The sequence below is a fragment of the Citrobacter sp. Awk 4 genome (genome assembly GCF_028069725.1).
Taxonomy (GTDB): domain Bacteria; phylum Pseudomonadota; class Gammaproteobacteria; order Enterobacterales; family Enterobacteriaceae; genus Citrobacter_D.
Map to the genome: position 1 here is coordinate 68327 of NZ_JANEWG010000004.1, position 22204 is coordinate 90530.

At 51.2% G+C, this 22204-nt stretch carries 21 protein-coding genes and 1 tRNA gene; 8 read left to right on the top strand and 14 right to left on the bottom strand.

Annotated elements, in window-relative coordinates:
- Window positions 1–80: 80 nt before the first annotated feature.
- Window positions 81–803, bottom strand: a complete 723-nt coding sequence (lpxH, locus tag NNO04_RS02510; RefSeq protein ID WP_271443334.1) for a UDP-2,3-diacylglucosamine diphosphatase — start codon at window positions 801–803, stop codon at window positions 81–83.
- Between the two features lie 2 nt (window positions 804–805).
- A complete protein-coding gene (ppiB, locus tag NNO04_RS02515) occupies window positions 806–1300 on the bottom strand; it encodes a peptidylprolyl isomerase B (protein WP_192611448.1) in 495 nt (164 codons plus the stop codon).
- A 173-nt stretch (window positions 1301–1473) separates the two neighbouring features.
- Between ppiB and cysS the strand changes: the two genes are divergently transcribed.
- Window positions 1474–2859: a cysteine--tRNA ligase gene (gene cysS, locus NNO04_RS02520; RefSeq protein ID WP_271443335.1), complete on the top strand. Its 1386-nt coding sequence runs from the start codon at window positions 1474–1476 to the stop codon at window positions 2857–2859.
- Between the two features lie 90 nt (window positions 2860–2949).
- On the opposite strand, the gene NNO04_RS02525 is transcribed toward cysS, so the two are convergent.
- From NNO04_RS02525 to folD, 3 genes are all read right to left on the bottom strand, one after another.
- A complete protein-coding gene (locus NNO04_RS02525) occupies window positions 2950–3471 on the bottom strand; it encodes a metal-dependent hydrolase (protein ID WP_271443336.1) in 522 nt (173 codons plus the stop codon).
- A gap of 130 nt (window positions 3472–3601) precedes the next feature.
- Window positions 3602–3814 (bottom strand): ribosome-associated protein YbcJ, encoded by a 213-nt coding sequence (gene ybcJ, locus NNO04_RS02530; RefSeq protein ID WP_271443337.1) that lies wholly within the window; start codon window positions 3812–3814, stop codon window positions 3602–3604.
- Window position 3815: 1 nt separating this feature from the next.
- A complete protein-coding gene (folD, locus tag NNO04_RS02535) occupies window positions 3816–4682 on the bottom strand; it encodes a bifunctional methylenetetrahydrofolate dehydrogenase/methenyltetrahydrofolate cyclohydrolase FolD (RefSeq protein WP_271443338.1) in 867 nt (288 codons plus the stop codon).
- Window positions 4683–5256: 574 nt separating this feature from the next.
- Between folD and fimA the strand changes: the two genes are divergently transcribed.
- The 6 genes from fimA to sfmF all read left to right on the top strand — a co-directional run bounded on the left by fimA (window position 5257) and on the right by sfmF (window position 11334).
- Window positions 5257–5811: a type 1 fimbrial major subunit FimA gene (gene fimA, locus NNO04_RS02540; protein WP_271443339.1), complete on the top strand. Its 555-nt coding sequence runs from the start codon at window positions 5257–5259 to the stop codon at window positions 5809–5811.
- A gap of 75 nt (window positions 5812–5886) precedes the next feature.
- A complete protein-coding gene (fimI, locus tag NNO04_RS02545; protein ID WP_271443340.1) occupies window positions 5887–6420 on the top strand; it encodes a type 1 fimbrial protein subunit FimI in 534 nt (177 codons plus the stop codon).
- A gap of 44 nt (window positions 6421–6464) precedes the next feature.
- Window positions 6465–7157: a type 1 fimbria chaperone FimC gene (gene fimC / locus NNO04_RS02550; protein ID WP_271443341.1), complete on the top strand. Its 693-nt coding sequence runs from the start codon at window positions 6465–6467 to the stop codon at window positions 7155–7157.
- Window positions 7158–7171: 14 nt separating this feature from the next.
- Window positions 7172–9784: a fimbrial biogenesis usher protein gene (locus NNO04_RS02555; protein WP_271443393.1), complete on the top strand. Its 2613-nt coding sequence runs from the start codon at window positions 7172–7174 to the stop codon at window positions 9782–9784.
- Between the two features lie 14 nt (window positions 9785–9798).
- Window positions 9799–10806, top strand: a complete 1008-nt coding sequence (fimH, locus tag NNO04_RS02560; protein ID WP_271443342.1) for a type 1 fimbria D-mannose specific adhesin FimH — start codon at window positions 9799–9801, stop codon at window positions 10804–10806.
- Window positions 10807–10818: 12 nt separating this feature from the next.
- The gene (gene sfmF / locus NNO04_RS02565) at window positions 10819–11334 is read left to right on the top strand and encodes a fimbria assembly protein (protein WP_442870725.1); all 516 of its coding nucleotides are present in this window, start codon (window positions 10819–10821) and stop codon (window positions 11332–11334) included.
- A 48-nt stretch (window positions 11335–11382) separates the two neighbouring features.
- On the opposite strand, the gene fimZ is transcribed toward sfmF, so the two are convergent.
- The 4 genes from fimZ to fimW all read right to left on the bottom strand — a co-directional run bounded on the left by fimZ (window position 11383) and on the right by fimW (window position 14857).
- Window positions 11383–12015 carry a fimbria biosynthesis transcriptional regulator FimZ gene (gene fimZ, locus NNO04_RS02570; protein WP_203358593.1) on the bottom strand — a complete coding sequence of 211 codons (633 nt, stop codon included), beginning with the start codon at window positions 12013–12015 and terminating at the stop codon, window positions 11383–11385.
- A gap of 617 nt (window positions 12016–12632) precedes the next feature.
- Window positions 12633–13343: a fimbria biosynthesis regulator FimY gene (fimY, locus tag NNO04_RS02575; RefSeq protein ID WP_271443343.1), complete on the bottom strand. Its 711-nt coding sequence runs from the start codon at window positions 13341–13343 to the stop codon at window positions 12633–12635.
- An 18-nt stretch (window positions 13344–13361) separates the two neighbouring features.
- Complete coding sequence (locus tag NNO04_RS02580; RefSeq protein ID WP_271443344.1) at window positions 13362–14147, bottom strand: EAL domain-containing protein; 786 nt, start codon at window positions 14145–14147, stop codon at window positions 13362–13364.
- A 116-nt stretch (window positions 14148–14263) separates the two neighbouring features.
- Window positions 14264–14857 (bottom strand): fimbria biosynthesis transcriptional regulator FimW, encoded by a 594-nt coding sequence (gene fimW / locus NNO04_RS02585; protein WP_271443345.1) that lies wholly within the window; start codon window positions 14855–14857, stop codon window positions 14264–14266.
- A gap of 255 nt (window positions 14858–15112) precedes the next feature.
- On the opposite strand from fimW, the gene NNO04_RS02590 reads away from it, so the two are divergent.
- Window positions 15113–15189, top strand: a tRNA-Arg gene (locus tag NNO04_RS02590).
- Window positions 15190–15380: 191 nt separating this feature from the next.
- On the opposite strand, the gene NNO04_RS02595 is transcribed toward NNO04_RS02590, so the two are convergent.
- From NNO04_RS02595 to NNO04_RS02615, 5 genes are all read right to left on the bottom strand, one after another.
- Complete coding sequence (locus tag NNO04_RS02595) at window positions 15381–16451, bottom strand: ABC transporter ATP-binding protein (protein WP_271443346.1); 1071 nt, start codon at window positions 16449–16451, stop codon at window positions 15381–15383.
- Entirely contained in the window at window positions 16444–18213 is a 1770-nt protein-coding gene (locus NNO04_RS02600) for an ABC transporter permease (RefSeq protein WP_271443347.1), read from the bottom strand. The genes NNO04_RS02595 and NNO04_RS02600 overlap by 8 nt, the downstream gene beginning before the upstream one ends.
- An 86-nt stretch (window positions 18214–18299) precedes the next feature.
- On the bottom strand, window positions 18300–19388 hold the full coding sequence (locus NNO04_RS02605; RefSeq protein WP_271443348.1) for an ABC transporter substrate-binding protein: 1089 nt from the start codon (window positions 19386–19388) through the stop codon (window positions 18300–18302).
- A 178-nt stretch (window positions 19389–19566) separates the two neighbouring features.
- On the bottom strand, window positions 19567–20268 hold the full coding sequence (locus NNO04_RS02610; RefSeq protein WP_271443349.1) for a response regulator: 702 nt from the start codon (window positions 20266–20268) through the stop codon (window positions 19567–19569).
- Entirely contained in the window at window positions 20246–21913 is a 1668-nt protein-coding gene (locus NNO04_RS02615) for an ATP-binding protein (protein ID WP_271443350.1), read from the bottom strand. Before NNO04_RS02615 ends, NNO04_RS02610 begins: the two co-directional genes overlap by 23 nt.
- Window positions 21914–22204: the final 291 nt, after the last annotated feature.

Consider the following 22204-nt stretch of genomic DNA (forward strand, 5'->3'; position numbering starts at 1 on the left):
TGAGGCCACAGAGAATAGCATGATAATACGGCAAGGAAAACGGTTGCGCGGTTAAAGTTACGGCAAATGGCAGTGAGAATTTAAAACGGGAAGGCGATCAGTTCAACGTTGTCCTGCGTGACTTTTACCATCGAGCCTTCGTGGTGCCAGGCGCCTAAAACGACCCGAAAAGCAGGTTGTCCGTCGAGGGGGAGTTCATGCACAGCCGGGCGATGGGTATGGCCGTGAATCAGCCATTGCACAGGGTGTTTCTCCATCTCAGCCACGACGGCCTGCGGGTTAACATCCATAATGTCCAGTGACTTGCTGCTGTTGGCGGATTTGCTGCCTGCCCGCATTTTGGCGGCAATGCGTTTACGCACAAACAGCGGCAGCGCGAGGAACAGCGTTTGCAGCCAGGGTTTGTGCACTTTGGCGCGAAACGCCTGGTAACCGGCATCGTCGGTACACAAAGTATCGCCATGCATGATCAACACGCGTCGGCCATACAGATCAAGGACCATTTCCTGCGGTAGCAGGGTCATGCCGCTTTCACGGGCAAAACGTTTACCGAGCAGAAAGTCGCGATTGCCGTGAATGAAAAAACAGGGCACGCCGGAATCGACCACCGCTTTAATCGCAGCGGCTATCTCGTGGTGCAGGGGGTTGGGATCGTCGTCGCCTATCCAGGCTTCGAAAAGATCGCCTAAAATGTACAGCGCGTCCGCCTGACGCGCTTCACCGGCTAAAAAACGCAGAAAACCGGCGGTGATCGCCGGTTCTTCTGTGCAGAGGTGAAGATCTGCAATAAACAGTGTCGCCACGATTACTCGCTGACGGTCACGTTTTCGACGATAACGTCTTCTTTTGGTACGTCCTGATGCATGCCGCTGCGACCGGTGGAAACCGCTTTAATTTTGTCTACAACGTCCATACCTTCAACGACTTCAGCGAATACGCAGTAGCCCCAGCCCTGCATGCTTTCAGCAGAGAAGTTCAGGAAGTCGTTGTCGACAACGTTGATAAAGAACTGGGCAGTTGCGGAGTGCGGAGCCTGAGTACGCGCCATTGCCAGCGTACCACGGGTGTTTTTCAGACCGTTGTTGGCTTCGTTTTTGATCGCCTCTTTGGTGGCTTTTTGCTTCATGCCCGGCTCAAAACCGCCGCCCTGAATCATAAAACCGTTAATGACACGGTGGAAAATGGTGTTGTTATAAAAACCTTCGCGGCAGTAGTCCAGGAAGTTTTTAACTGTTTCAGGCGCTTTGTCATCAAAGGTTTTGATTACGATATCGCCGTGATTAGTGTGGAAAGTAACCATTTTTGCATCCTGTTCCGATAGAGTGGTGCTTCGACCCAATGCTGGGTCACAGATAGTGGGGTGTTATAGCATAACCGCAAGACGGGATCATCTTGCAATGTGTGCTGATTCCAGTCTGAATTATGGGTATTATACAGACTTTATTATCCACACACGTCTATACGGAATCTTCGATGTTAAAAATCTTTAATACACTGACGCGCCAAAAAGAGGAATTCAAACCTATTCATGCCGGGGAAGTCGGCATGTACGTGTGTGGTATTACCGTTTACGATCTCTGCCATATTGGTCACGGACGTACGTTTGTTGCCTTCGACGTGGTGGCGCGCTACCTGCGTTTCCTCGGCTACAAACTGAAATATGTGCGTAACATTACCGATATCGATGACAAAATCATCAAACGCGCCAACGAAAACGGCGAAAACTTTGTGGCGCTGGTCGATCGCATGATTGCCGAGATGCACAATGATTTCGATGCGTTGAACATTTTGCGCCCGGACCTTGAACCGCGTGCAACACATCATATCCATGAAATTATTGAAATTACCGAACAGCTGATTGCCAAAGGCCACGCTTACGTGGCAGACAACGGCGACGTGATGTTTGATGTCCCGACGGACCCGAACTATGGCCAGTTGTCACGCCAGGATCTCGACCAGCTCCAGGCCGGGGCTCGTGTGGATGTCGTTGATGTGAAACGCAACCCAATGGACTTCGTACTGTGGAAGATGTCGAAAGAGGGTGAGCCAAGCTGGCCGTCGCCGTGGGGCGCAGGGCGTCCGGGCTGGCACATTGAATGTTCGGCGATGAACTGCAAACAGTTGGGTAACCATTTTGATATTCACGGCGGCGGTTCTGACCTGATGTTCCCGCACCATGAAAACGAAATCGCCCAGTCGACCTGTGCGCATGACGGCGAGTACGTAAACTACTGGATGCACTCCGGTATGGTGATGATTGATCGCGAGAAAATGTCTAAGTCACTGGGCAATTTCTTCACCGTGCGCGACGTGCTGAAATACTACGATGCCGAAACCATTCGCTACTTCCTGATGTCCGGCCACTATCGTAGCCAGTTGAACTACAGCGAAGAGAACCTGAAGCAGGCGCGTTCGGCGCTGGAACGTCTTTACACCGCGCTGCGCGGAACGGACAAATCCGTTGCCCCTGCGGGTGGCGAAGCGTTTGAAGCGCGTTTTGTTGAGGCGATGAACGACGATTTCAACACGCCGGAAGCCTACTCGGTGTTGTTTGATATGGCGCGTGAAGTGAATCGCCTGAAGGGTGAAGATTTGGCGGCGGCGAACGCGATGGCCTCACATCTGCGTAAGCTTTCTGGCGTGCTGGGTCTGCTGGAACAGGAGCCGGAAGCGTTCCTGCAAAGCGGCGCGCAGGCAGACGATGGCGAAGTTGCTGAGATCGAAGCGTTGATTCAACAGCGTCTCGATGCCCGTAAAGCGAAAGACTGGGCGGCGGCGGATGCGGCGCGTGACCGTCTGAACGAGATGGGGATTGTGCTGGAAGATGGCCCGCAAGGAACCACCTGGCGTCGTAAATAATTGTCTATAGCCGGATGCGCTGATGCGTGTCCGGTCGACAAAGTATGATCCGCTCGTAGGCCGGGTAAGGCGAAGCCGCCACCCGGCTTTTTAACGTCTACGCCACCACAACATTCCCATCACCACTACCCCCGGCAACCACACCCACATCAACTCAGACATTATGACCTGATGCCCGTAAGGCGTGGCATAGCGTGAGAGCGCAAACGGCGCGACCTTGATCACCTGCCAGGGGGCAAAGAAACGTTCATCAGACCACGGCCACAACCAGCCGACGCCTTTTCCACCGGTGGTGACGGAGTCCAGCAAACTGTGCGACAGCAGGGACACAGTCAGAAACAGCCAGCAGCGAACCAGACCCGCCCTAAACCATCGTCGCCCGATCAGTACGCATAAAAAGGGCACGACAAAGGCAAATAACAGCGAGTGGGTAAAACCCCGATGGCCAAACACGTTGCCGTAGGCAATCCCAAATTTAAACGACAGTACGTCGGCATCGGGCAACATCGCCAGCGCGATCCCGGCGAAGAGTAACCGAGGGGGAATAACCTTGAGGCCGAGGCCTAATCCAAGACAAAGAGGAACGGCGGCGTGGGTGATAATGGTTGGCATGAGGTTCGCTTCGTATGAAAAACAACATGCTAACAGTTTACTGTTTAGTGTGAAGGGACGATGAAGTTAATTATCTGAAATGTAGGGAAACAGGCCGGATAAGGTGTTAACCGTCATCCGGCACTGTCGATTACGCGACGACGTTAATGCTGTGACCTTCATAGCTCACGGTGTGTCCCGCGACGATTTTGCAGCGTTTACGGGTTTCCACCACGCCATCAACTTTAACTAAACCTTCAGCAATGGCAATTTTCGCCTGGGCGCCGCTTTCACACCAGCCTTCCAGTTTGAGCAAATCGCACAGTTCCACGTGCGGATGCTTGCCTAAAGAAAAATTCGCCATATTAATTACCTTGTGGATCGTGATATTCAACACACGCCTGCAGCGTGTTTTCGATAAGTGTTGCGACGGTCATTGGACCAACGCCGCCCGGCACTGGCGTGATGTATGACGCACGCGCCGCCGCATCGTCAAAGACGACGTCGCCGACAACTTTACCATTTTCCAGACGGTTAATGCCGACATCGACAACGATAGCGCCTTCTTTTATCCACTCGCCCGGGATAAAGCCCGGTTTACCGACCGCTACGATCAGCAGATCGGCATTTTCGACGTGATGACGCAGATTTTTGGTAAAGCGGTGAGTGACGGTGGTGGTACAGCCTGCCAGCAGCAGTTCCATGCTCATCGGGCGACCGACGATGTTGGATGCGCCAATCACCACGGCATTCAGCCCGTAGGTATCGATATTGTAACGCTCAAGCAGGGTAACAATACCGCGCGGGGTACACGGACGCAGACGTGGCGCGCGCTGGCACAAGCGACCTACGTTGTACGGATGGAAGCCATCCACGTCTTTGTCTGGCGCAATGCGCTCAAGCACTTTGACGTTGTCGATGCCCGCCGGTAACGGCAACTGCACCAGAATACCGTCGATGGTGTTGTCTGCGTTAAGCGTATCGATAAGCTCAAGCAGTTCCGCCTCGCTGGTGGTTTCAGGCAGGTCATAAGAGCGGGAGACGAACCCCACCTCATCACAGGCTTTACGCTTGCTTGCGACATAAATTTGCGAAGCCGGGTTGCTACCTACCAGCACAACAGCCAGTCCTGGGGCGCGAAGTCCGGCCGCTAAACGCGCTTGAACTTTATGAGCAACCTCAGAGCGCACCTGCTGCGCAATCGTTTTACCGTCAATAATCTTTGCTACCATCAGAGAGAAGATTCCATCTGTTACGTTAAGTCAAAGGGGATGTGACTATTTTGTCAGAAGCGGGGCGCGCTGTCAGTTTTCGTTTGCGTCTTTCGATGCGATCGCCGCTGTGTGGTCTTCCGACAGAAGCCTGGTGAACTGTCAGCATGGCGGTGAATTTTATGTGAGCAGGCTAATTAAAATTAACCAGATAGAAACAATTCATCACCTTAGCATTTTAAGAGTAAATCCCACAGAAACCAGAGTGTTATCTGTACCCACCCCCTTCTTCATATAAAAATGCCCTGGAACCGTCCTGGATCTTAATAAGAATTCGCTTAGGTCAATAAAAGGGTTTGCGCGTTTTTTTCATTTATTGAAATGTTTAATTTAGCGCTGTGACAAATTGTCATATTCGTAAAGATTAATTAGTGAATCCGCGACTCAGGAGAGTTGGGTAAAGATTAGCTAATTCTCTTTCGGAATATATCTTTACAGGATGCAGAGATAATTTGCCTGACATTTTATGTCGATATTGATTCAAACGGATCCCGCGGGAAGTCGGAACCGAATGTGTTTAATACAAGGGAAACTCATGAAACGTAAATTAATAAACTCTTCTGTTATTGCTGGTCTGATGCTCGTAGCGAGTTCCGCTGTTGCCGCCGATCCGGTGAGCGTCAGCGGCGGCACCGTTCACTTTGAAGGTGAGCTGGTCAATGCGGCATGCGCTGTTAGCACCCAATCGGCGGATCAGGTCGTGACGCTGGGCCAGTACCGTACGGCCAGCTTTGCTGCTGTGGGTGACACTACCGCACAGATCCCATTCAGCATTGTCCTGAATGATTGTGATCCCAGCGTAGCGGCGACCGCAGCAGTTGCGTTTTCCGGTCAAAGCGACCTGACCAACGATGCTCTGCTGGCGATCGTTTCTTCCGATAACAGCACAACGGCAGGCGGTGTGGGTATCGAAATTCTGGACAGCAAATCGTCTCCGTTGAAGCCGGATGGCGCGACCTTCTCAACGGCTCAGGCGCTGGTAGAAGGCACCAACACTCTGCGTTTCTCCGCACGTTATAAAGCCACCGCAACAAGCGCAACGCCGGGTCAGGCTAATGCTGATGCCACCTTCATCATGAAGTACGAGTAAGCGTTCAAGCTGGAGCAAGGATGACGCGTGCCTCAACGGATGAGGCAACACCGGGGATTATAAGGGATGTGGCTGATGATGAGGAAAGGCGTGGCGCTGGCGGGAGTGCTCTGCGCGATGTCGGTAAGTGCGCATACGGTAATACTGGAGAGCGGACGTCTCCATTTGCGCGGAAAACTGGTCAATGGCGCTTGTACGGTAGCCTCAGAAAGTGAGGATTTACGCGTGCAAATGGGGCAATACCGCACGAATGCGTTTGCGGGACCCGGCAGTTTCGCCCCTGTCAGCGTGCCTTTTTCGTTACGCTTAACGTCATGCAGTTCGGATGTTTATGACCACGTCGGCATTGCGTTTTCAGGCGTCACGCCAGTGGAAGATCCGCAGGTATTCCTTGCCAGCAGTGACGCCGCTTCTGCATCCGGAATCGGTCTTGCATTATTTGATGAAGAACAACGGCAAATTATACCGAACGCCTTACCGCTCCATTACGCCCCTATTTTAACGCAAGAGATGACGTTTCATTTCACTGCTCGTTACCGGGCTATCTCGGAAAATATGACGCCGGGAAATATTCGTTCAGATGTGTGGTTTACGTTGGTTTACCCCTGATTTATTTCCGCGACGCTAATAACACGCAAAAGGTATTTTTTGCCATGCTTACATTTATTAAATCAGGCTTTATTATTTTTATTGCCTTAATTTCTTCATTTAGCGCACAGGCCGCGGGAGGCATCGCATTAGGTGCGACGCGGGTTATTTATCCGGCAGAAGCGAAACAAACATCGTTGGCCATTAGCAATAGCGACAGTAAAGAACGTTATCTGGTCAATTCCTGGATTGAAAACAGCGCAGGTGTCAAAGAAAAAGCGTTTATCGTCACGCCTCCCCTTTTTGTCAGCGAACCCAAAAGTGAAAACACGCTGCGTATCATCTACGCCGGACAGCCGCTACCGACCGATCGCGAATCTCTGTTCTGGATGAATGTGAAAGCGATACCGTCAGTCGATAAAAACAATCTTGAAGGGAAAAACGTCCTGCAACTGGCGATTTTGTCGCGCATCAAGCTGTTTGTCCGTCCGGGCAATCTGCCACAGGTTTCAGATGACGCGCCAGGTCTGCTGCATTTCTCCCGTGTCGGCAACCACCTGAAAATTGCCAACCCGTCGGCTTATTACCTCACGCTGGTCAACCTGAAAGTAGGAAGCCAAAAAGTGGATAACGTTATGGTGGCGCCAAAAAGTGACACCCAGATCCTGTTGCCTGGCGGCGCGCAGGGAAACGTGACGTTCCAGACGGTCAATGATTATGGCGCAGTCACTACGGCCAAAACGGTTAGCCTGCGCTGAACCGTGAGAAAATGATGAAGAAGACAACGTATTTTCCCGGCCTGCTTCCGGGGTTTACGCCACATCTGACGGGGGTGGCACTGTCGACGCTGGCTGCACTCTATCCCCCTTTAAGTCAGGGGGAAAGTTACTTTAACCCGGCTTTTTTGTCATCGGATGCGGCATCCGTGGCGGATTTGTCACGCTTTGAGAAAGGCAATCATCAGCCTCCCGGCGTTTACCGTGTCGATATCTGGCGCAACGATGAATTTGTCGCCACCCAGGATATTCGTTTTGAAACGACAACGGTGAAGACCGGTGAAAAGTCGGGCGGGCTAATGCCCTGCTTTAACCTGGAGTGGGTTAAGCGCCTGGGCATTAACACCGCCGCGTTTCCTGCGTTGAGTCAGGAAAAGGATAACGCCTGCATCAATTTACCCGAAGCCATACCGGGAACGGAAATCGCCTTTGATTTTGCTGCCCTGCGGCTCAACGTGAGTTTGCCGCAGGCATCCATGCTCAATAGCGCGCGCGGATACATTCCGCCAGAAGAGTGGGATGAAGGAATCCCCGCGGCGTTAATCAACTACAGCTTTACCGGTAGCCGCGGAAACGACAGCGACAGCTATTTTTTAAGCCTGATGAGCGGACTCAATTATGGCCCCTGGCGGCTACGCAATAACGGCGCATGGAGTTATAACAAAGGCGACGGATACCACTCACAGAGCTGGAAAAACATCGGCACCTGGCTGCAACGCGCCATCATTCCCCTGAAAGGGGAGCTGGTGATGGGCGACAGCAATACGGGCAATGACGTGTTCGACAGCATCGGGTTTCGCGGGGCGCGGCTCTACTCTTCCGACAATATGTATCCCGATAGCCTGCAAGGTTATGCCCCGACGGTCAGAGGGATCGCCCGCACACCCGCGAAACTGACCATTCGTCAGAATGGGTACGTGATTTATCAGAGTTATGTCTCTCCCGGCGCATTTGCCATTACCGACCTTAACCCGACCTCTTCAAGCGGCGATCTTGAGGTGACGGTAGACGAGAAAGACGGCAGCCAGCAACGCTATACCGTGCCGTATTCCACCGTGCCGCTTCTGCAGCGTGAAGGGCGAATCAAATATGATCTGGTGGCCGGGGATTATCGTAGCGGCAATAGCCAGCAATCTTCGCCGTTCTTTTTCCAGGGAACCGTTATCGCCGGGTTGCCGCAAGGCTATACCGCCTATGGCGGGACACAACTGGCATCGCGCTATAGCGCGATGGTGCTGGGCGCCGGACGAAATCTGGGCGACTGGGGGGCGGTGTCTGTCGACGTCACTCATGCGCGCAGCCAACTGGCGGATGACAGCACGCACGAAGGGCAGTCGCTGCGTTTTCTGTACGCCAAATCGCTCAATAATTTCGGCACTAACTTCCAGTTGCTGGGGTATCGCTATTCCACCAGGGGGTTCTACACCCTTGATGATGTAGCGTATCGCAGTATGGAAGGTTACGAGTACGAAGATGACAGTGAAGGCAATCGCCATGACGTGCCGGTGGTGCAGAGTTATCACAATCTGAGCTACAGCAAAAAAGGGCGTTTCCAGGTCAATATTTCACAGAATCTGGGGGATTACGGTTCGCTGTATGTTTCCGGCAGCCAGCAAACCTACTGGAATACATCAGAAGCCAACAGCTGGTATCAGCTTGGCTATTCCAGCGGCTGGCAGGGAATTAGCTATTCCCTCTCGTGGTCGTGGAACGAATCCGTCGGTATTTCCGGCACCGACCGTATTCTGGCATTCAATATGTCTGTCCCGTTTAGCGTCCTGACCGGACGGCGTTACTCGCGTGATAACGCGCTGGATCGTACTTACGCCACCTTCAACGGCAGTCGCAACAGCGATGGGCAGAACAGTTGGCAAACCGGTGTCGGCGGTACGTTGCTGGAGGGGCGCAACCTGAGCTACAGCGTGAACCAGGGACACAGCAGCACCAACGGCTACAGCGGCAGCGCCAGCGCGAACTGGCAGGCTGCCTATGGCACGCTAGGGGTGGGCTACAACTACGATCGCGATCAGCACGATTACAACTGGCAGCTTTCCGGCGGTATGGTCGGGCATGCTGACGGTATCACCCTCAGTCAGCCATTGGGCGACACCAACGTACTGATTAAAGCGCCTGGGGCTGAAGGCGTTCATATCGAAAACCAGACCGGGGTACAGACCGACTGGCGCGGCTACGCGGTGATGCCCTATGCCACGGTGTACCGTTATAACCGTGTGGCGCTGGACACCAACTCCATGAATAACCACACCGACGTGGAAAACAACGTCAGCAGCGTGGTGCCGACGCAAGGGGCGCTGGTCCGTGCGGCGTTTGAGACGCGCATTGGCGTACGCGCGATGATTGCGGTGAAGCAGGGGGGCAGACCTGTCCCGTTTGGCTCTGTTGTCCGTGAGACCGCCAGTGGCGTCACCAGCATGGTCGGTGACGACGGGCAAATCTACCTGAGCGGATTACCGCTGAGCGGAGACTTGCTTATTCAATGGGGGGAAGGGGCGAACTCACGCTGCGTGGCGCACTACGTTTTGCCTGATGAGAGTCTGAAACAAGCGGTCACGCTGACTAATGCGACTTGTGAACGCCCGTCGCCGTGAGAAGGAAAAAGAAGATGAAACTAAAAACAGGATTATGGCTGGGAGGCGTCGCGTTACTGTCGGCAAACCCGGCACTGGCGACGGTCTGTTATAACTCAAACGGTACGCCGACGGATGTTTTTTACGATCTGTCGAATGTCTTTACCAGCAGTAATAACCAGGTGGGACAAGTCGTGACATTGCCGGAAAAGTCAGGCTGGGTAGGCGTGAATGCCACGTGCCCTGCCGGGACCACGGTTAACTATACCTACCGAAGCTACGTGAGCGAACTCCCCGTGCAAAGTACGGAAGGCGGGTTCCAGTATCTGAAACTCAACGACTACCTGCTGGGGGCCATGAGCATTACAGACAGTTATTCGGGGTTGTTTTATCCGCCCCGCAACTACATTCGCATGGGGACGCATCCCAACGTTTCACAACAGAAACCCTTCGGTGTGATGGATTCAAAGCTTATCTTCAAATTGAAGGTGATTCGTCCTTTTATCAATATGGTGCCGATTCCCCGCCAGACCATGTTTACAGTCTATGTAACGACCAGTACCGGTGATGCGCTAAGTACGCCGGTTTACACCATCAGCTACAGCGGAAAAGTGGAAGTGCCGCAAAGCTGTAAAGTCAATGCCGGAGAAGTGGTGGAGTTTGATTTCGGCGATATTGGCGCGGCGTTATTTAGCAAAGCGGGCGCAGGGAACCGTCCGGAGGGGATCACGCCGCAAACGAAAACGATCGCCATCAAATGTACCAACGTGGCGGCGCAAGCCTACTTATCCATGCGCCTGGAAGCAGAGAAAGTGTCGGGGAAAACGATGGTCTCTGATAATCCGGACTTAGGGTTTATCGTGTCAGATGGCAGCGGCGTACCGCTGACCCCCAACGATCTGGCGAGCAAAATTCCGTTTCGCCTTGATGATAATGCTCAGGCGAATGTTGGGATCCGCGCGTGGCCAGTGAGCGTGACCGGAAATAAACCCACCGAAGGTCCCTTCACCGCGCGGGGGTATCTGCGCGTCGATTATGACTAAGGAGAACGCATAATGCTCCGACTCTTTTTTGTCATGGTGTGTAGTATGCTGCTCAGTCCGTTTTGTCAGGCAGAGTCGTCGCTGGGTGAGATCAACATTGAACTGCGTGGAAATGTGGTGGATTTTACCTGCGCAGTCATTGCCGGAGACAGCAATAAAACGGTTCAACTTGGCGTCTGGCCGACGAAACAACTGCGCACAACGGGGGACACGACACAGCCGATCCCCTTTAGCCTGAAACTTGAAGGGTGTCCGCCCGGTTCCGCCTCAATGACGTTTTCTGGAACGCCCGCGCCGGGGACATCGCTTTTGGCTCTGGACGATGCGGTGATGGCGCAGAAGGTGGCGATTGAAATTCGCGACAGCGATCGTGCCCGACTGCCGCTCGAACAAGCCAGTCAGCCCGTCAGTATTGATGAAAACGGCAATGCGACGCTGAACTTTTTTGCCAATTACATCGCATTAGCCGACGGTGTTCAGCCGGGAGCGGCAAAGGCGGATGCGACATTCATGATTAACTACAACTAAGATCACGCGTACTCAGCACTCCCGAACGACGTCTCGTCGGGAGTGTCATTACAAAAGTTCGTGTACTTTCGCGTAATCAATAAGCTCCACTATTGTGTTCAGACCGAGCTTAGAAAAGATGTTGGCTTTATGTGCGCTGATGGTTTTGTTGCTGAGTAAGAGTTGCTCTGCAATTTCTTTATTTGATAATCCGTTTGCCAGATAACGTAAAACCGTGACCTCGCGATTTGAAAGCGGCATATCATTTAGTTCTCCTTTTCGCATGTTAATATTGCTGATGAAATTAAGCGTATCCGAAGGAAAAAATGAATATCCTGCGAGGATCATTTTTACCGCATTATAAATGTCATTCAGATCTTTTCTTTTGCTAACAAAACCATTCGCGCCAGCCCGGATTGCCCGACCTGCATAAAATGACTCCGATTTAGACGATAAAAACAGAACCCGTGTGTTTTCCTGTATCGATTTTATCCTTTTTAGCAGCGTAAAACCGTCTGTACCTGGGAGTTCGATGTCCAGAATAACGAGATCTACGGGGTAAGTGCGCAGGTAATCGATCGCTGTACGATTGTCGTCTGTTTTCAGGACAACCTGAATGTTGTTATTTTTTTCGAGAAGCACTTCTATCGACATTCTGACAATAGGGTGTTCGTCCATAATAATAACGGATGCTGGTTTCATTGTTGTATGCCTCAGACTGTTCGTGCGTCTTTCATTTGTTGATAAATGGAGACGTCGTAAGTATTGTCAAATAGCCAGAAAATTCCCCCATGAAATCAGGTCATGGAAAATGCAATGGCATCCCTGTTATCTGGCTATTTTGCGTAAGAGCAATGAGTGTGTGGAATATCCATTTCGCACCAACAAAAGAAATTTAATTTTTAACTAAAGAGCAAGAAAAAAGAACAAGACGGATTATACCTGGTCTGTTTTTTCGGAAAAGACTTATAGAACACCCATTACCCCAGTCAGTTACGATATTCTGCGTAGTTTAGGTAGTTCAATAGCCATTGGGATTATTATCTTAAGATTTTGATTATGTTGGTTTAAAATATTTTTTTAAATATAAAAAACAAAACAAAAAGTCGATTGTTCAGCTAGTGTTATGCTTTGTTGTGCTGTTTTTCCACCGAATAAAATGGAAAGTCCCTATAAATTAGGTGTGTATGGGATATTGTTGGCGTAAGAAGATTCCAGGAATAGTTGTAAATATTAAGTTTTTGTGAAAAATTTACATTATGGCGCTATGTAAAATAAGTAATTTCCTAAAAAATCTTACGACATAGTAGCTTAGGGTGTTAAATTAAGTGAGGAGAAGTAACGCTGAGACGATGAATCAGATGCAGTAAACTTTGGCGATGGGGAAGCCCAAGCTGTGTCGTCAGGCGATTAATTCGATAGATCACCCGATGGTATGGCGTATTTTGCAAACGTGCGATTGTCTTTAATGAGGCGCCTTGCGATAAAGCCGAAATTATCTTCCAGTCGGTGTGGCTGAAGGCGTCAGACTGGAGAAAACCTTCTGGCGGGAATAATAATGCTTTACGCAGTGAGGGGAGATCCTGATGGCGTGACAGGATCTGAAAATTCCCGGCCATTCGCATAAACTGAATCAGGCTGGCGTCTTTGCCAGAAACCAGAAAATAGATGTGAATATTATTCCTCTCGCGAGTGAATAAGCGTAAATGTTCGAGCGCTTCGTAACGGGAAATCGCCAGCCCTTCCATATCGATCACCAGTTGGCGAAGTGGTGACCTTTCTGGTCCTAACGCGGTGGGTTCAAACGTGTTGAATACCGCAGCGTGTTTACCTGAAAATAGATAGCGGCTGAGTGTATAGCCCAGATAGCGATCGGTGGTAACGATCGCGTGTGAGAAAGTGCTGTCTGGCAACGCATAATTGAGCCTTTGATCCAGATATTCAATCTGGTCAAATACCTGTCGTGTTGTCTGAGGGGGATTGCGTGTGCAACTGGCGTTCCTTAAACGACGATGCCGTTCTCTGCGCATCCTTTCTTTTTCCGTTTTTTACTTTCTGTCCGGCAATAGCGCTGGCCAAAAATACCCCTGACCCAGATCGGCGCCAGAGCGCAAAGCAATGTCTTTTTGCTGATGATTTTCAATGCCTTCAATCAGTACAGCCGTTGCAATGTTATACCCCATAAGAACAACCTGATGCAGTTTATGAGGGGATGCGCTCAACGCCCAGAACGCATGTTTATCCAGTTTTATGCCGCTCAGACGCCAGTTTGCGGCAGCAAATGTCGCGATTAAAGACGCATCGACATCATCCAGCCATACCGGGATGCCATTTGCTTCAATATGCTGAACTTTTTCAAATAATTTAGAACGTTGTGGTAAATCGAGGGTGAAAAATGTTTCCGGGTCCTGGATTTCAATAATGACATTCGGCGGGTAGTAAACCATTTCCAAATTAAACAAATCCCAATGCAACAGCGCATTCATTGGGATATTCAGGAAATACCAACGATCCTGTGGATAATGCGCAATAGCGGTGAGTTGCTGGAAAAAGTGCCTCAGCAGACGTTCAGGCGGAAGTTTGCCAAAAAAAAGTTCAGTATTTGTACAGTTATGAAGTTGTGTTAACACTTCATAGCCGAACGTTTGTGCAGAAGACAAATTAACAATCGGCTCGAACTTAAACGTAAATTCAGAGTGACAGGCATGACCTGTTTTGGTGAAGAACGCAGTGTAGTTGAAATGACTGTTCTGCAGTGACCGGCTATTTGTCACAAGGCACCTCCTGTAAACAGCGTCAATGCTGCGGGATATCTTCGATTCCTGAATATTCATGGCGCTGAAACATTATCAGTCTGATAGTGTGACAGCATTAAAAGAGTATCTGGAGGTGAGGTTACTTAATGATTGATGAGATATTTCGCAACATGCTAAGAAAAACCGACTAGAGTCTATTCCTGCAGAAAATTCAAATTGACCCTGATGTAGTTCAGAAATTGCTGGTCATTTTTGATATGTAGTTTCCTCATAATACGACGGCGAAGTGATTTGGTTTGTTCTTCAGTCAGCGATAGCTGTTCAGCGCTTTCTGCTAATGGGTAGCCTTTAGCGATAAATTTTAATAACTGGCGTTCTAAAATAGAAAAGTGGCGAGTGGTACAGTAATGACAGATTGCCGGGGGAACTCGGTGACGGAGCGCGCGCTTTTGCAGAATAAGAACCATTTTTCGGGTTATCTCATCCACATCATCTTCGCGATAAATATGCGGCAGCATGTAAAGACAGGGCCTGAACATCAATTTTTCTTTTTCAATTTTGTTACAGATAATGATCCTTTGCTGATGCCGGGTATGCAGCGGAACCTGATAACAATCTGCACTGAACCAGTCTTCATCCAGTGATACGAAGGCGATATCCGCAGTATCCAGAACGTCAACCGGGAGAAACTGAATTTCCTGATGCCACTGTTCGGTCAGACGCGTAATAATGATTTTCAGGCCATGTTCGAAGTGACTATTCTGTTCCTTGATTACGACGCTCAGCATAAAAAATATCCAAAATAGCAGAGAGAAAGTAGACCAAATATTAATAATATTTATTAATATTGAAATACATTTATCCTTAAATCCCACTTTACGGGGGCTGAGATCTTACCAGGCGATTTCCTGGAACCCAATGAATGACCGGAAAGAAGGGGCATTCGTACACTTCATCAGCAACCAGAACGAAAGCCATTGACTCGGCAGGTGCTGACCGTATAATTCACGCGTTTCACCCGCATGAAGTCTCAACTTCACAATGCGCCCTTAGCTCAGTCGGATAGAGCAACGGCCTTCTAAGCCGTGGGTCGCAGGTTCGAATCCTGCAGGGCGCGCCATTTCGACGTCAGCTGACGTCTTTTTTATGCCTCAAATTCAGATTAAGCGCGACAGGATCCTCTAAATCTGCCTGGCGCTCCCCGTATCAAGTTTTACCTGTTGGTCGCTGTGCGGGTGTATCCCGTTCAATAACGTCGTCTCCCTATCGCCAGCAATGTCAGGGAGCGGTGTATACCGCCCCCTTTTAGCATCAGGATTTCGGGAATATCCAGACATGTTTTTCCGGTAACGACAGATGGCAATGCTGCGGATCGCGAACGTCATTGCCATAAGCCCGGATGACAAAATCATCCCCGGAGGTGCGGAAAAGATATTCCCAGCGATCGCCAAGGTACATGCTGGTGAGCAGAGGCAGTTCAAGCTGATTTTCGCCGGGACCGTCGACTAACGCGACACGCTCGACACGAATCACCGCCGTAGCGGGTTGACCCACTTGCACGCCTTCACCCGCGTGTCCCCATAATGTCCAGCCGGACCCTTCAATGCGCGCTCTGCCATCACGCAGCTCAGTGACTTTGCCATGCAGACGGTTATTGCTGCCCATGAATTCTGCCGTAAATAACGTTTTCGGGTTACCGTACATCTCCTGCGGCGTACCCTGTTGTTCAATCTTGCCGTTATTGAGCAGCAAAATCCGATCAGAAATGGACATCGCTTCGTTTTGGTCGTGCGTCACCATCAACGCGGATAACCCCAGATTGATGATCAGTTCACGCAGGAATACGCGGGCTTCTTCCCGCAGTTTGGCATCCAGATTCGACAGCGGTTCATCGAGCAGGATGACGGGGGGGTTGTAGACCAGAGCCCGGCCAATGGCGACGCGCTGCTGTTGACCACCGGAAAGCTGATGCGGATGGCGTTTACCCAGATGACCGAGCCCCAACTGATCCAGGACATCCTGAACCCGCTGGGTTACCTCTTTTGCGGCAACTTTGCGAAGCTTCAACGGATATGCCACGTTCTCAAAAACGGTCTTATGTGGCCACAGCGCATAGGACTGGAATACCAGCCCAAGATTACGTTCTTCAGCCGGGATCTCGCTGCGAGGCGTGCCGTCGTAAACTTTATTTTTACCGATGACGATTGCGCCCTGGGTGGGTTTTTCCAGCCCGGCGACCGCACGCAGCAACGTCGTTTTGCCGCTGCCTGAAGGGCCGAGCAAAGAGACAACCTCGCCGCGTTTCAGGTTCATGGACACCCCCTTTAACACCGGATTGTCGCCATAGGTTAAGTGCAGGTTCTCGACCGATAATTCAATCATGTAATTTGACTCCAAAACGAAGGGCAATACCCAGACCTACCACCACCAGCAGGATGTTAATAAAGGAGAGCGCCGCCACGATATCAATCGCGCCTGCCGCCCACAGAGAAACCAGCATGGAGCCAATGGTTTCCGTGCCTGGCGAAAGCAGGTATACGCCGGTTGAATATTCACGCTCGAAGATCAGGAACATCAGCAGCCATGAGCCGATAAGACCGTAGCGCGATAATGGGATCGTCACGTGACGGGTAATTTGCCCGCGTGTGGCGCCAGTACTGCGCGCGGCCTCTTCAAGCTCTGGTCCCACCTGCAGTAGTGTTGAGGAGATCAGTCGAAGCCCGTATGCCATCCATACGACGGTATATGCCAGCCAAACGCTGAAAATGGTACTGCGCAACGATCGCAGCCAGACAATCAGGTTATCGCGCAGCCACTGCGACCACGGCATACCGGAAAGCCAGCCGGATTTCAGGGCATTATCGAGCCACATCGGCAGGAACAGAAATACCCACAGAAACGCCAGTCCCGCGAGAAGACCGGGTACGGCGCGAGGCACCAGTACGCTGTAATCCAAAAAGCGGGTGGTGCTGTCGGGTTTACGGTGCATGGCGATGCCGACAAACAGATAACAGGCGACCGCCAGCGCGCCGCCAATAACGCCGATGGACATAGAGTTCACAATGGCGCGTAGCAGGTTGGGCTGTGACCAGATAGTGCGGAAGGTACTGAGTGAAAGTTCATCCCAGAGAGATACCCCAACGCCCCAGTTGGAGATAAAGGCGCGCAGCACGACTCCCAGCAACGGAACGCCGATGGTCACGGTCAGCCAGAACGCCACGACGCCACCGGCGACCCAGCGCCATTTCCCCAGCGGTAACGCACGCGCCTGGGAGGCTTTGCCTTTCATGGTGACAAAGCGGTTGGCGGTGCGCATCAGGCGACGCTGTAACATGACCAACGGAACAGTTATGCAAATCAACACCACCGCCACGGCGGCCATCAGATGATAAGACGGCGTGCCGAGTTTATTGGTCAATTGGTACAAATAGGTCGCCAGCACCATATTGCCTTCCGGATCGCCCAGCACCAGCATCAGACCAAACACTTCCAGTCCGAGGAAAAACAGCAGCACGGTCGCATACAGAATCGACGGGCGAACCATCGGCAGACTGACTGAGGTCATCACCTGAAGCGGCGATGCGCCTGTGATACGCGCGGCTTCCTCAACATCGGAACCCACGCTGCGCAATGCCGACGAGATGTAAAGATAGGCGTGGGGGACATGCGTCAGGCCCGCAATCACCACGATGCTCGACATGTCGTAGATATTCCAGGGAACAAAGCCAATCAGTGACTGCGCCCATAAAGAGAGGAACCCCACCGGTCCGGCCGCCACCACATAACCAAACCCCAGCACCATCGGAGAAACAAAAATCGGCACCAGAATCAGCGGCTCAATGAGACGTCGGCCGGGCAAATCGGTGCGTACCATCAGAAAGGCCAGCACGCCGCCGAGCGGAATGGCGATGGCCACCAGGCCGAAAGCGAGAATAAAGCCGCTTTTGAGGGCTTTATAGAAATCGGGATCGGTGAAAATGAACCCAAATGATTCAAGACTCCAGGCTTTTGTCGGGGAAAAGAAGGGCGCCGACAAGAAACTCTGTATCATAATAAACGACAGTGGAATGTAGATAACCAGTGCAGTTATCAGCACCACCGCGCCACGCGGCAGACTTTGCCACTTTCTGTGTAAGGCATTCATAGTGTGTCCCTGGCTGCGAAACCCAGAATTACGACATCAGGAAAGCGAAGCGCGCCGGGTGAGCCGCGCTTCTGTGAAGGTAGGTCTTATTTGGCGGCGGCTTCGCGCCACAATTTGATGTATTCCAGACGTTTTTTCGGCTGCAGGTATTCCAGCAGGCTTTCATCCACCGGGATCGGTTTCAGGGCCTGGCCGAGCATGTTGGTCATCCCGTTAATGTCATTATCCCCTTCAATATCGTTACGAATTGACGGGATATCAGCCTGATTCGCCAGAATACTTTGCCCCTTTTCAGACAACACATAGTCCAGCCACAGTTTGGCGGCATTGCTGTTTTGTGCCTGCTGACTGATAAAAGAAACGCGTGACAGAACGAGGGTGTAATCCTTTGGATACGAGATACCCAACGACGGATCCGTTTTAGCACGCGCTTCAGAGTAGGAACCCAGGATATTGTAACCAATCAGGTTTTCGCCCGAGGAGACCCTTTCCATCATGGTGCCGGTGGACGATTGCACCGCTAAGCCCCCTTTGGCGACCTCTGCCAGCGTTTTGAAATAGTTCGGGTCGGCTTTGGAATCCTGGACAGAGAGCATGAAGCCAACACCGGATTTCTCTACATCATAGGTGGTCACTTTGCTTTTGAATTTGTCTGTCTGACTGGCGACCAGTTTCGCCAGCGCAGCGTGGGAGTCGGGGACGTCATTTGCCGGGATCAGGCGTTTGTTATAAATGAAGACCACTGGCTCGTAGGTGGTGCCATACGCCTTATTCTTCCAGATGGACCATTTCGGCAGTTGGCTTTGCTCGGGGGTGATGTATTCCTGCGCATAATCGGCGGCGAGCTTCAACGCAGTATCCATTGATGAGCTCCAGACCACGTCGCCGCTACCGCTACCAGAGGCCTGTTCGCTGATAAAACGGTTGTACAGTTCGGTACTATTCATATCGTTATATTCAACTTTAATGCCGGGATACGTGGCTTCGAAACCCTTAATCAGCGGGTCGGCGGATTTGGTATCGGTGGTGGAGTAGACCACCAGTTTGCCTTCTTTGGTCGCAGCATCGACGACGTTTTGATAGTCAGCCGGGTAGCCTTGCGGTAATGCAGACATTGCAGAAGTAGAGATCAGCACAGCAGTAGCGATCAGAGAGATGCGGAATGTGTTCGACATTATAATTAACCTTTTAGTTACATTTGAGGAACTAATGGTCAACATAGCGTATGGCGTAAGTCAGACAATAGGGGGGCGATGACTCCGTTTCCGAAGTGTGATTATGGGCATTGTTTAGACAATTAACACCATTAAAACCACGAAAAATGATCCGCAAGCTGACGCGTTTTGTCGTCGATCACTCTGTGGCGGACGCCTTGCGATATAGCCGTCTCGGATGACCAATGTTGCCATATTGCATTTCGACGCTGATAAACCCCACTTCCACGCAATATTCCAGGTAGCGACGACCGGTGGTTTTGCTGATCCCCACCTGTTCGACAACCTCTTCAACCGACCAGTTATTTGCCGGGTTGTCGGTAAAAAAGCGCTTAATACGCTCCAGCGTATTGGGCTCGATCCCTTTGGTGGAGGGGGTGGGCGGGACGTCACCAGTGGGCAGATTGAACAACCGATCCAGAGCATGTTGATCAACCACTTTTACCTGGCGCATGGCGTTGACCAGCAGCATAAATCGCTCCAGTGATGCGCGCAGACGCTGGAAGAATACCGGTTTAATGAGGTAATCAAACGCGCCGCTGCGCATCGCATGACTGCAGGTTTGCATGTCGCTTGCTGCGGTAATGAAAATCACTGAACACTCAATACCTTTCAGCAATGGGCTGTCGATGAGGTCGACGCCCTGACCATCCGGCAAATAGTTGTCGAGCAGGACCAGACGTGGTCGATGTCGGCTTATCAACGTGCGGGCTTCTTCGAGAGTGGTGGCGATACCCACAACACGTAAATGAAAATGCTGTTCGATATACTCGCGGTGGAGTTCGGCGAGATGGGGTTCGTCCTCAACAATGACGACATCAAGCGCCCGGGAAGTTGTCATGCTTTAGCCCTGTCGAACGGGTATGAGTGTATGGAATAAACACCGAAAATATAGTGCCTTGCGGTATGTTGTTGGTGATTTCGATGCTGCCGCCCGCCTTACTAATATAGCCTGCTGCCAGATACAGGCCGATACCGTGTTCTGATCCGATGATGTCATCGTCGTTTGCGGGTTTACTGCTGAACCCTTGCTGGAAGAGATGGGGTTTGGTCGCATCATCCACGCCGCAACCCCTGTCGGCGACTTCGATCAACAGTTCCTGATTTCTGTCCGAAATATACAGCTCCACGGGGGCGGTGGGATCGGCGGCTTTTAGCGTCGCATCGACGGCATTATCCAGCAGGTTGCCAATGACAGACATCAGTTCTGTTTCGCTGAGCATGGCCGGAGGGCGGGTTAACTGGCAGGCAGGATCAAACTGGAGTTCGATGCCTTTCTCACGCGCGCTGACGTATTTCCCCAACAGCAGTCCGCACAACGCCGGAGACGCGAAATGGGCCGAGACGAAATCCAGCACTTTCTGCGCACCTTCGGACTGCGCCTGAATATAGCGGATGGCTTCGTCATAATGTTGCATCTGCAACAGGCCAACCAGCGTCGCAGTCCAGTTCAGCTGTTCATGGCGCATGATGCGCAAGTTGTCGGCGTAGCGTTTTACCTGGCTTAACTGACTACTGAGCGTGTTAATGTCGTTTTTATCGCGAAAACTGAATACCCAACCGCTTTCAATGCCGGGTTCCAGTTCAATGGCGACGCGGTTGACGATTACCTGGCGCTGATTTAGCACGGCAATATGGTCGTGGCGATCGCTGCGTTTTGAGGCCGTAGGCTGAGTAAAAAAGTCCGGAGACGTTTGTAATACATTCTCCAGTGGTTTTCCGATAAGCTCTTTTTCTGACTGGTGAATATCCAGTAATTCTCTGGCGGCATGATTGATCAATATCAGTTGCCGTTCGCCGTTAACCGCAAATACCCCTTCATACATGGCTTCAAGCAACGCTTTTTGTTGGCGGACCAACAGGGCAATGTCTTTGGGTTCGAGTCGGAACATCTGTTTTTTGAGATTGCGGGTAAACAGCCAGGAAAAGAGAAACAACAGGAGCAAAAGGGCGATGCCATATAATCCCGCCTGCCAGAGAATGCGGGCATTAATATTGGCGATATACGACGTGAGATAACCTACTGAGACGATACCGATGACCTGATGATTAGCATCGAAGACCGGGGATTTGCTGCGTAATGAAACGCCGATTCCACCTTTGCGCACCGAAATAATGGTTTTTCCCTGTAACACTTCCGCATTATCCCCACCAATCATGGGTAAATTAAGACGCTCCGGGGACTCTGAATGGTAGAGATGCTGTTCGTTGACGTCGCCTATCACAATATAACTGGCGTCACTTTGCGCGCGCAGCGGCTGAATTAAACGGGCAATTCCGGCGATATCCCGGGCAGCAATTTTTTCCGCAAGCCCCGGCATTAACGCAATCTCGCTGGCCTGAACGCGTGCGCGTTGCCCGAGATCGTGGTGCAGTTGCCGGTCAATAAAATGAAACAGGATCGCCCCCAACAGAATTAATAACAGGCAGGAAAAGGCCACCAAAGACAAAAAAAGCTTCACCTGAAAAGGGAGTCTGCGTTTCATACGACCTGCGGCAGGAATACAAAAAAGAGACATTCGCGGAGCCTACCATGTCGCAATGTGGGGTGTAATCAGACAAAAGCAGAGTTGTGAGCTGGCTGGATTCTCTGAGCCGTTACCACCTGCCGGGCTTTCTTTCCTCAAACATTAAATGTCATTTATTCAATGATGCTATTTTATATTATCCACATAGAGGATTTGTTAGGTAAACCGGAGAACAATGGATATCGCTGCAAATAGGGTATTGCCAGCAAGGCACGATTAGCGGTGAAAGTCAGCCCAGGATAATTTGTA

Bases quoted from the DNA above. Each gene is read 5' to 3' on its own strand.
- ppiB (WP_192611448.1), bottom strand. From the start codon at position 1,300: ATGGTTACTTTCCACACTAATCACGGCGATATCGTAATCAAAACCTTT.
- cysS (WP_271443335.1), top strand. From the start codon at position 1,474: ATGTTAAAAATCTTTAATACACTGACGCGCCAAAAAGAGGAATTCAAA.
- NNO04_RS02525 (WP_271443336.1), bottom strand. From the start codon at position 3,471: ATGCCAACCATTATCACCCACGCCGCCGTTCCTCTTTGTCTTGGATTA.
- ybcJ (WP_271443337.1), bottom strand. From the start codon at position 3,814: ATGGCGAATTTTTCTTTAGGCAAGCATCCGCACGTGGAACTGTGCGAT.
- folD (WP_271443338.1), bottom strand. From the start codon at position 4,682: ATGGTAGCAAAGATTATTGACGGTAAAACGATTGCGCAGCAGGTGCGC.
- fimA (WP_271443339.1), top strand. From the start codon at position 5,257: ATGAAACGTAAATTAATAAACTCTTCTGTTATTGCTGGTCTGATGCTC.
- fimI (WP_271443340.1), top strand. From the start codon at position 5,887: ATGATGAGGAAAGGCGTGGCGCTGGCGGGAGTGCTCTGCGCGATGTCG.
- fimC (WP_271443341.1), top strand. From the start codon at position 6,465: ATGCTTACATTTATTAAATCAGGCTTTATTATTTTTATTGCCTTAATT.
- NNO04_RS02555 (WP_271443393.1), top strand. From the start codon at position 7,172: ATGAAGAAGACAACGTATTTTCCCGGCCTGCTTCCGGGGTTTACGCCA.
- fimH (WP_271443342.1), top strand. From the start codon at position 9,799: ATGAAACTAAAAACAGGATTATGGCTGGGAGGCGTCGCGTTACTGTCG.
- sfmF (WP_442870725.1), top strand. From the start codon at position 10,819: ATGCTCCGACTCTTTTTTGTCATGGTGTGTAGTATGCTGCTCAGTCCG.
- fimZ (WP_203358593.1), bottom strand. From the start codon at position 12,015: ATGAAACCAGCATCCGTTATTATTATGGACGAACACCCTATTGTCAGA.
- fimY (WP_271443343.1), bottom strand. From the start codon at position 13,343: ATGCGCAGAGAACGGCATCGTCGTTTAAGGAACGCCAGTTGCACACGC.
- NNO04_RS02580 (WP_271443344.1), bottom strand. From the start codon at position 14,147: ATGAATATTCAGGAATCGAAGATATCCCGCAGCATTGACGCTGTTTAC.
- fimW (WP_271443345.1), bottom strand. From the start codon at position 14,857: ATGCTGAGCGTCGTAATCAAGGAACAGAATAGTCACTTCGAACATGGC.
- NNO04_RS02595 (WP_271443346.1), bottom strand. From the start codon at position 16,451: ATGATTGAATTATCGGTCGAGAACCTGCACTTAACCTATGGCGACAAT.
- NNO04_RS02600 (WP_271443347.1), bottom strand. From the start codon at position 18,213: ATGAATGCCTTACACAGAAAGTGGCAAAGTCTGCCGCGTGGCGCGGTG.
- NNO04_RS02605 (WP_271443348.1), bottom strand. From the start codon at position 19,388: ATGTCGAACACATTCCGCATCTCTCTGATCGCTACTGCTGTGCTGATC.
- NNO04_RS02610 (WP_271443349.1), bottom strand. From the start codon at position 20,268: ATGACAACTTCCCGGGCGCTTGATGTCGTCATTGTTGAGGACGAACCC.
- NNO04_RS02615 (WP_271443350.1), bottom strand. From the start codon at position 21,913: ATGAAACGCAGACTCCCTTTTCAGGTGAAGCTTTTTTTGTCTTTGGTG.